The sequence below is a fragment of the Micrococcus sp. KRD096 genome, from assembly GCF_017168495.1.
In the GTDB taxonomy this organism is placed as follows: Bacteria; Actinomycetota; Actinomycetes; order Actinomycetales; family Micrococcaceae; genus Micrococcus; species Micrococcus luteus.
Window position 1 is genome coordinate 20,271 of sequence record NZ_JABFAY010000021.1, and the last position, 7,935, is coordinate 28,205.

General features: G+C 64.1%; 6 protein-coding genes and 1 other annotated feature. Of the genes, 4 read left to right on the top strand and 2 right to left on the bottom strand.

Annotation, left to right across the window (positions count from 1 at the left end):
* Positions 1-98: 98 nt before the first annotated feature.
* Complete coding sequence (locus J1M41_RS10750) at positions 99-668, top strand: recombinase family protein (RefSeq protein WP_206451734.1); 570 nt, start codon at positions 99-101, stop codon at positions 666-668.
* An 85-nt stretch (positions 669-753) separates the two neighbouring features.
* Here J1M41_RS10750 and J1M41_RS10755 read toward each other — a convergent pair whose 3' ends face one another.
* Together J1M41_RS10755 and J1M41_RS10760 are read right to left on the bottom strand one after the other, a co-directional pair.
* Complete coding sequence (locus J1M41_RS10755; RefSeq protein ID WP_082067633.1) at positions 754-1,482, bottom strand: TIGR02391 family protein; 729 nt, start codon at positions 1,480-1,482, stop codon at positions 754-756.
* A gap of 36 nt (positions 1,483-1,518) precedes the next feature.
* Positions 1,519-2,292 (bottom strand): abortive infection family protein, encoded by a 774-nt coding sequence (locus J1M41_RS10760; RefSeq protein WP_044659744.1) that lies wholly within the window; start codon positions 2,290-2,292, stop codon positions 1,519-1,521.
* Between the two features lie 347 nt (positions 2,293-2,639).
* Here J1M41_RS10760 and J1M41_RS10765 point away from each other — a divergent pair.
* From J1M41_RS10765 to J1M41_RS10775, 3 genes are all read left to right on the top strand, one after another.
* Positions 2,640-3,916, top strand: a protein-coding gene (locus J1M41_RS10765; protein ID WP_241247949.1) for an IS3 family transposase whose coding sequence is annotated in 2 segments (ribosomal slippage) — positions 2,640-2,919 and positions 2,919-3,916 — 1,278 coding nt in all. Because the reading frame shifts where the segments join, the coding sequence is not laid out codon by codon here.
* Positions 2,918-3,014 (top strand) — a sequence feature (AL1L pseudoknot). Its footprint overlaps the gene before it by 97 nt.
* Positions 3,917-4,509: 593 nt before the next feature.
* Positions 4,510-4,689, top strand: a complete 180-nt coding sequence (locus J1M41_RS10770; protein WP_206451735.1) for a hypothetical protein — start codon at positions 4,510-4,512, stop codon at positions 4,687-4,689.
* 114 nt (positions 4,690-4,803) lie between these two features.
* Positions 4,804-7,545 (top strand): class I SAM-dependent DNA methyltransferase, encoded by a 2,742-nt coding sequence (locus tag J1M41_RS10775; RefSeq protein ID WP_206451736.1) that lies wholly within the window; start codon positions 4,804-4,806, stop codon positions 7,543-7,545.
* Positions 7,546-7,935: the final 390 nt, after the last annotated feature.

A 7,935-nucleotide genomic window follows, 5' to 3' on the forward strand; every position in this document is an offset into this window, starting at 1 on the left:
GGTATACCCCTTTACACACCCCGCCCGCCCACGAGAGCATCACGTCAGAGACGGTCCCAAACCGGGTCGTTAGACAGAAGTGTCGGAGGGTTTAAGACGTGGTTGGACAGACTCTGGCCTACGTGCGGGTCAGCTCGGCCGAGCAGAACCTGGAGCGTCAGCTGGAGGCGGTGGGGGAATGCGACCGCGTCTTCCAGGACAAGATCAGCGGCAGCTCGAGGGCCAAACGGACGGGGCTGGCGGAGCTGATGCGGTACGTCCGCGAGGGGGACCTGGTGAAGGTCGCCTCCATGGACCGGCTGGGACGGGACACCCGGGACCTGTACGCGATCGTGGACGAGCTCACGGACAAGGGGTGTGCGGTGCAGTTCGTGTCCGAGCGGATCACCGTGGACAAGTCCGGCACCTCCCCGGTGGACGGGCTCATGCTGGGCATCCTGGCGGCGTTCGCTGAGTTCGAGCGCCGGCGGATCAAGGAGCGCCAGGCCGAGGGCATCGCCCTGGCCAAGGCGAGAGGCAAGTACGTGCAGGCCCCGAAGCTCTCGGACCCCGACGTGGAGCAGGCTCGGGTGATGATCGAGATGGGGATCCCGAAGGCTGAGGTGGCGCGCACCTTCGGGGTGAGCCGGCAGACGCTGTACACCTCATTACGGCGCGTTGCCCTATAGCGACTGCCACATGTATCACGAATGGCAGATGGATCGGATTTGACCGTCATGGCGAGAGGTCAGAAATTTCCTTCGGATTCACGGGTCACGGATTGATCCGGCGCTCGGCAGTACGGACCATGCGCAGGAGTAAGTCAGCGAGCTGAATAACCTCCGCAGCTTCCGATGGGTCGTCAAATGAGACAGTGCGATGACTGGCGGGATTCTTAAACGTGCCGATAGCCCCGGCGAAGAGATCGGCGGTGGCCTGCTGCTCGCCTCCCTCTGCGTCAGGGTCGCGAAGGACTCCGTCCTTGGGGCTAAAAGCCTTACGCATCAGGTTTACCCCGAGCAAATCATTAGTCAGGCCTGCAACGCGTCGGACCTCCACCTCCACACTTTTCATCGCAGCGAAGGCAGCCGTCTCGTAGTCTCCGAGGGCGAAGTTTGTTCGGGCCGAGTCGAGGGCAGGGTCCAGATCCCCCGACAGACGTTCTCCTGCCCAAACCTTGGCCACAGCGGCAGAATCCCGGGCAATCTCCCGCCCCAGGGCCGTGGGGCGTTGCCAATTTCCGGCCTGCGGATTCATCACAGACGGGCCTAGGAGGGCGTGGGCTTCCAACCACGCCCAGGCGTCCGATAGCCGGGCTAGCAACGCGTCGATGTCGGCCGGACCGGGCTGCCCGAAACCGCTTGCGTTTTTCAGACCGGCCAGGATGCTGTTGTAGTTGGCTTGGTCGTCGGCAAGGTTAGCAAGCAGCTTCACCGCCAGGTCGGGAAGGGGCAGGTTGCGAAGGTCATCATGTGAAATCACTCTCGAAGGATGCCAGCTCATGTATCTCCCCGGGCAGGATCCGGCGACCTCGGCTGTTCAGGCAGCGGGCTTCTCCACATGCGTGTCGATGAGGAATCCTGCGATAGCGAAGCCTGCGTTGACCGCCAGCTTCGCGTGTCTCGGTACGGGACCAGCGGCGTGCTTGCCGCGTCCGTGGGCATCACTGAGTGCGTTGCGCATGCCGGCCAGGCCGCCGACCATAGTCACCGCGCCGCTGAGTATCTGCTTGATGATCTGTTCCGTGTGCTGGTCCGGGGCAATCTGCATCGCAGCTGCAGCTGCCTTGTAGAGCTTCGGGAGGTCCCAGCCGTTGTCGTAGGGCACCTTGCGTTCATCGCAGATGTGCTTGCAGATGCTCTCTAGGGTTGTACGGGTTGCGGTGATCGCCCCTTCCGGGTCGGCCGTGACCTTGTCCAGCGCAGCTTTCCAGGACTTGGACACCGCCTGCCAGTCAGTGAGCTTGGCCAGGCTCTCAGCAGCGACATGCGCGCCTGGTGTCCCTTCGGCCAGGAGTAATTGCCGCAAAGTGCCGACTTTTTCCGCTGCAGGCATCCCATGGGCCGGTTCGCCGTCGTAGTTGCAGAGGTCTAGCAATAGGGACTTCTGTTCCGGCACGGTCAAGGACTTCAGGCCGGACTGGAAGATTTGCCAGCGAGAGGGCCCACCCCCACCCCACCCGGCGTAGGGGCCCAGGGCATCCGTATGTTCAGCGAACAGGCGATGTAGCTCGGGGCCGCTGAATCCCGTGTCTCGGGCAAACATGCTGGTGGCCAGCTCGACGATCCGATAGGGCAACTGGGGAGAGGGCATAGACACTATTTTCACCGAACGCCGGGTATGACCGGGCCGCCCAGTTCGGTGACTGGAAGGATGCGAACGGGGACTGCCAGAACACGCGGGCAGAGGTGCTGATCGCAGAGTCCAAGACCACCCCGAAGTTCACGACAACCCGTAAGTGCACGGTGGCCACGGGCAAGTGGGTGAGCAGCTGGGATCTGCGTACGCACACCTCTGCTTCGACGGTGTAGATCGATCACATGGTGCCCGTGCATGAGGCGTGGGGCTCGGGAGCCCGGTACTGGACCAAGGCCAAGCGGGTGGCGTTCTGAAGCGCCCTGGGTTTCGTTCCGACCTACTTCCTCAAGGAGGATCGGATCATGCCCCAGAAGTACACCCCCGAGTTCAAGGCAAGAGCCCTGAAGCTCATCGAAGAACGCGTCCGCGCCGAGCAGTGCTCCGCCTGGGTCGCCTGCACCGCCGTTGGCGAAGCCCTCGGCGGGATCTCCCCACACACCCTGCGGAACTGGTGGAAGCAAGATCGCGTCGATCAGGGCGAAGCCCCAGGGCTCAGCACCGCTGAAGCCGAGGAGATCACCAAACTGCGCAGAGAGAACCTCGAGCTGCGCCGCGCGAACGAGATCCTGCGCAAAGCCTCAGCTTTTTTCGCAGCGGAGCTCGACCGCCCCACGACGAGATGATCGCGTTCATCGACGAACACCGCGATCAGTTCGGGGTCGAGGCCATCTGCCGCGTGCTCAGCGCGACGGAATGTGGGTTCATCACCTCCCGCGGCTACCGCGCCGCGAAGACACGACCCAGGTCTTCGAGAACGCTGCGGGACGAGATCCTCGTGGAGGAACTCCGCCGGATCCACGCGGAGAACTACAGCGTCTACGGCGTCCAAAAGATGCACCACGCGATGCGCCGCGCCGGGTGGGAGATCGGCCGGGACCAGGTCGCCCGACTGATGAAGCTCGCCGGCGTGGAAGGGGTGCGGCGCGGACGTAAGCCGGTCACCACGAGGCCGACAGGCGAGCCGGATGCCCGCCCAGATCTGGTCGAGCGCCGCTTCACCGCGGAAGGCCCGCACCAGCTCTGGGTCGCAGACATCACCTACGTCAGGATCCTGGCCGGGTTCTGCTATGTCGCGTTCATCACCGACGTCTACTCCCGGCGGATCGTGGGATGGGCGGTCTCGGGCAGCCTTCATACCGCGGGGCTGCCGTTGCTCGCCCTGGAGCACGCCCTCGTGAGCACCGGTGCAAGCCGTGGCCGCCAAGGCCTGGTGCACCACTCGGATCGCGGCAGCCAGTACGTCAGTTTGGCGTACTCGGACGCGCTCATCACCGCCGGGGTGACGGCTTCGGTAGGCACCGTGGGCGACTCCTACGACAACGCCCTGGCCGAGACCGTGAACGGGCTCTACAAGGCCGAGCTCATCCACTCCAAGCGGATCTGGGAGTCCGTCGAGGCGGTCGAACTGGCCACCATGGGGTGGGTGCACTGGTGGAACACCGCCCGCCTCCACGAGACCCTCGGCTACCGCACTCCCGCAGAGGTCGAGGCCGCCTACACTCACGATCAGGATTCAGCGCCCGTTGCGTCCTGGCCTCGGAACGAAACCCAGGGCGCTTCAATAAGGGCCGGAACGTGATCGAGTGCCAGAACGCCCGCCTCAAGAAGGGGGGGCTTGGTGCCCCGGGCTTTACATCGACTCCAACGTCTGCCGGGCTGTCGTGGGGCTGAACGCGGTGATCGCCTGGTGGGGGCTGTCGTCCGACACGCTCTAGATGTTGTGGTCTGGCGGGTGCAGACACGCCGCTGGGCGACAGGGGGAATTTCACACCAGCATTGGGGAAACCACCTCTTCAGATCTCCCCTAGTTGTGGACAGCCGCCCAAGTCTCTGGCGTGTCGCGCGTGAACTCGCCAGTTCCTAATGCACCCTCTTGTGGGCAATGCGTTGAGTGGCTGTGGACAGACAACTACATAGGTGTGACTACTACATGTAGGGGAGGGGTCTGCCCTCACATCCTGCATGTAGTGTTTCTCGTGTCAGGAAGCCTGAATCTCGATTCAAGCTTTCTGGCAGCGAAACAGCACTGAGCCGCCACGGGCGCACAACCCGTGACGGCCCAGTAGCCGGAATTGAACTCGCGGTTCAAGATGCCACCCTACATGTGCTGATGGCTGGCTCCGGCGTGTTGCTTCGCGGTCCACGATGAAATCGACACGAAGGAAGGTCTCCATGGATGCCATGGTGAATCATTACGGCCTCAAGCCTGGTCAGATCACTGTTCGCACGGGTCCGCATGACCTGCACGATGCCGCCGGTCATCCCACCGGCGCGACGTTCTGGCTCACTGAGGGGACGCACGCGCCGCCCACGCCGGCCTCGGGCTGGCGGTGGCGCTGGCATGTGTCGTGACATGAGGTGAAGGAACCGCCGGGGTACGGGACACGTGCTCCGGCGGTTCCTGCTTTCCGCTCTCCCCTGCTCCCCTGCGGGAGGATGGGGGTCTCCGACGAAAGGGCCTCAACGATGCAGTCCAAGCCGCTGTCCTGGGACCAGATCCGCTCGAACGCCGCAGCGTTCGTGCGCGAATGGGCTGGGGAGTCCTACGAGAGGGGCGAGTCCCAGTCCTTCTGGACGGACCTCTTCGATGTCTACGGGGTCCGTCGGCGCAAGGTAGTTCAGTTCGAGGCCCGCGCGCGCAAGGCTGATGGTGGGGCCGGGTTCATCGACGTGTTCTGGCCGGGCATGCTCATCGCTGAGCAGAAGTCGTTGGGCAAGAATCTGCAGGACGCCGAGGACCAAGCCCTGAAGTACCTGGCCGGTGTCCCGGAGGCCGAGCAGCCGAGGTACGTGATCACCTGCGACTTCGAGACGTTCCGGCTGCGTGACCTGGAGGCTCCGGCCGGGGACACGGATGCCGTGGTGGAGTTCCCGTTGGAGCAGCTGCCGGTGGAGGCCGAGCGGTTCGGGTTCATCGCCGGCTACCAGAAGCGCACGTTCGGCTCAGCCGAGCAGGCCGCGGCCTCCGTGAAGGCCGCGCAGCTGATGGCCGACCTCTACGTGGAGCTCGAGGGCTCCGGATACGACGAGCACGAGGCGTCCGTGTTCCTGGTGAGGACCCTGTTCGCCCTCTTTGCCGACGACTCCGGGCTGTGGGAGCGGGACCTGTTCCTGGAGTTCATCCAGACCCGTACCGCCGAGGACGGCTCAGACCTGGGCGCCCAGCTGACCGCCCTGTTCCAGGTGCTCAACCGGCCGGTGAACAAGCGCATGGCCGGCACCGACGAGCTGATGCTGCGCTTCCCGTACGTGAACGGGTCCGTGTTTGGGGAGCCGGTGTCGATCCCGTACTTCACCGCCTCGATGCGTCAGAAGCTGATCGCGGCCTGCCACTTCAACTGGGGTGGGATCTCTCCGGCGATCTTCGGGTCCCTGTTCCAGGCGGTGAAGTCCAAGGAAGCCCGCCGGGAGCTGGGGGAGCACTACACGACCGAGGAGAACATCCTCAAGCTCATCGGACCGTTGTTCCTGGACGAGCTGCGTGCCGAGTTCGTGGCGAACATCCACTCCCGCCCAGGACTGCGCAAGCTGCACGAGCGACTGGGGCAGATGCGCTTCCTGGACCCGGCATGCGGGTGCGGCAACTTCCTGATCGTGGCCTACCGAGAGCTGCGCGCCCTGGAGCTGCAGATCCTGGTGCGTCTGCAGGAGCTGTCGGGCAAGCAGGTGCAGACCTCGCTGGTGATGGACGAGGACGAGAGAGTGCGGGTGCGGATGTCGCACTTCTACGGGATCGAGCTGGAGGAGTGGCCGGCGACCATCGCCCGCACCGCGATGTTCCTGGTGAACCACCAGGCGAACCAGGACATGTCGTTGAAGATCGGCGTGTCTCCGGAGCAGCTGCCGTTGACCGAGTCGGCGCACATCGTGGTCGGCAACGCGTTGCGCATGGACTGGAACGAGGTACTGCCGGCCGGGCCGGATGTGTTTGTGATGGGCAACCCGCCGTTTTTGGGTCATGCCTCCCGCTCCAAGGAGCAGGCCGAAGATCTCAAAACCGCGTGGCGCACCAAGAGCCCCGGGCGTCTGGACTACGTGAGCGGGTGGTACGCCAAGGTCCTGGACTACTTCCCTGCGAAGGTGCTGGGACGCTGGGGCTTCGTCACCACGAACTCCCTGACCCAAGGCGACCAGCCGGCTCGCATCTTCCCGGCCGTTTTCAAGAACGGCTGGCGCATCCGCTTCGCGCACCGCACGTTCGCCTGGACCTCGGAGGCGCCCGACGCCGCGGGCGTGCACTGCGTGATTCTTGGCTTCGATCGCCATGAGTCTTCGACCGCTCGACTCTTCTCGTATGCGACGCCGAAGGGAGCGCCGCAGGAGTCTCCGGTTCAGAGCATCAACCCCTACTTGGTTGAAGGCCTCGAAATGATTGTGGCTGGGCGGACCAAGCCACTGAGCCCGGATCTTCCTGCGGTGGAGTACGGGTCCCTGCCGGCTGACGGCGGGAACCTCGTGGTCACTCCCGAGGATTACGACGCTGTGATGAGTGATCCCGTTCTTGCCAAGTATGTGCGTCCCTACATGGGCGCCAAGGAGCTGCTCCAGGGGACGCGACGCTGGGTGCTCTGGCTGGTCGACCTGGAACCGGCCGACGTGGCTAAGTCTCCCGAGCTGCGGCGGCGGCTAGAGGGGGTGCGACAGATGCGCGAGGCCAGCCCACTGAAGTCCACTCAGGAGAAGGCCGCCACCCCACACCTGTTCTACTTCAACGGACACCGGGATACGGACTACCTCTGCATTCCCCGAACCGTCTCAGGAAACCGCGCCTACTTCCTCGCCGGACGCATGAGTGCCGATGTAATTGCCTCAGACTCCACCTCCACGGCAGCGGATCCTGACGGTTTCGCTTTCGCGGTCATCTCCACCAAGGCGTTCTTGTCGTGGCAGGCGATGGTGGGTGGGCGTATGAAGTCCGATCTCCGCTTCTCCAAGAAGCAGACGTGGAACACGTTCCCTCTTCCCGCGGTGTCGGCGGAGGACCGAGAGAAGATGATCGCGGCCGGCCAGAAGGTCTTGGATGCGCGTGCTCTGCACCCTGACCGTCCTCTTGCTGATCAGTACAACCAGCTGGCGATGGACCCGGCCCTTGTGAAGGCGCACGCAGCACTGGATCGCGTTATGGATAGCATCCTGGATTTGCCTGCCGGCGCCACAGATAAGGAACGGCAGACGCGCCTGATGGAGCTCTACGCCGCCCGCGTGTAACCGGCCCGTCCCGACGCGCCCATCGCGCTGACGCGTCGTATCGGAAGGGCCCAGCCGCTAAGCGGGGATCTTGACCGTAAACGCGGGGAAGCAGTAGCCGCGGACCGTGAAAGTCCGCGTCCATTATTCGTCCTCAGTCGTCGCTGGTACGCATGGGGCCGATGGGGTGGCAGGCAATGGGAGAGGATTTCAGGCCGCTTGAGAGGTGAGGGGCACCGGGTAGATGCTGGCCCCGATCAGCCGCCCCCGCTGGGAACCACTCCTGTCAAGGGCCATTGAGTTCTGCCCATAGGCGGCCAGTGTTTCTTCCCGCTGGTGGCCATCAGAACTGCCCACTGGTGGCCAGCTGGTTTGCCCGTTTGGGTGGTGGTGCTGGCCACCGTGATGGGA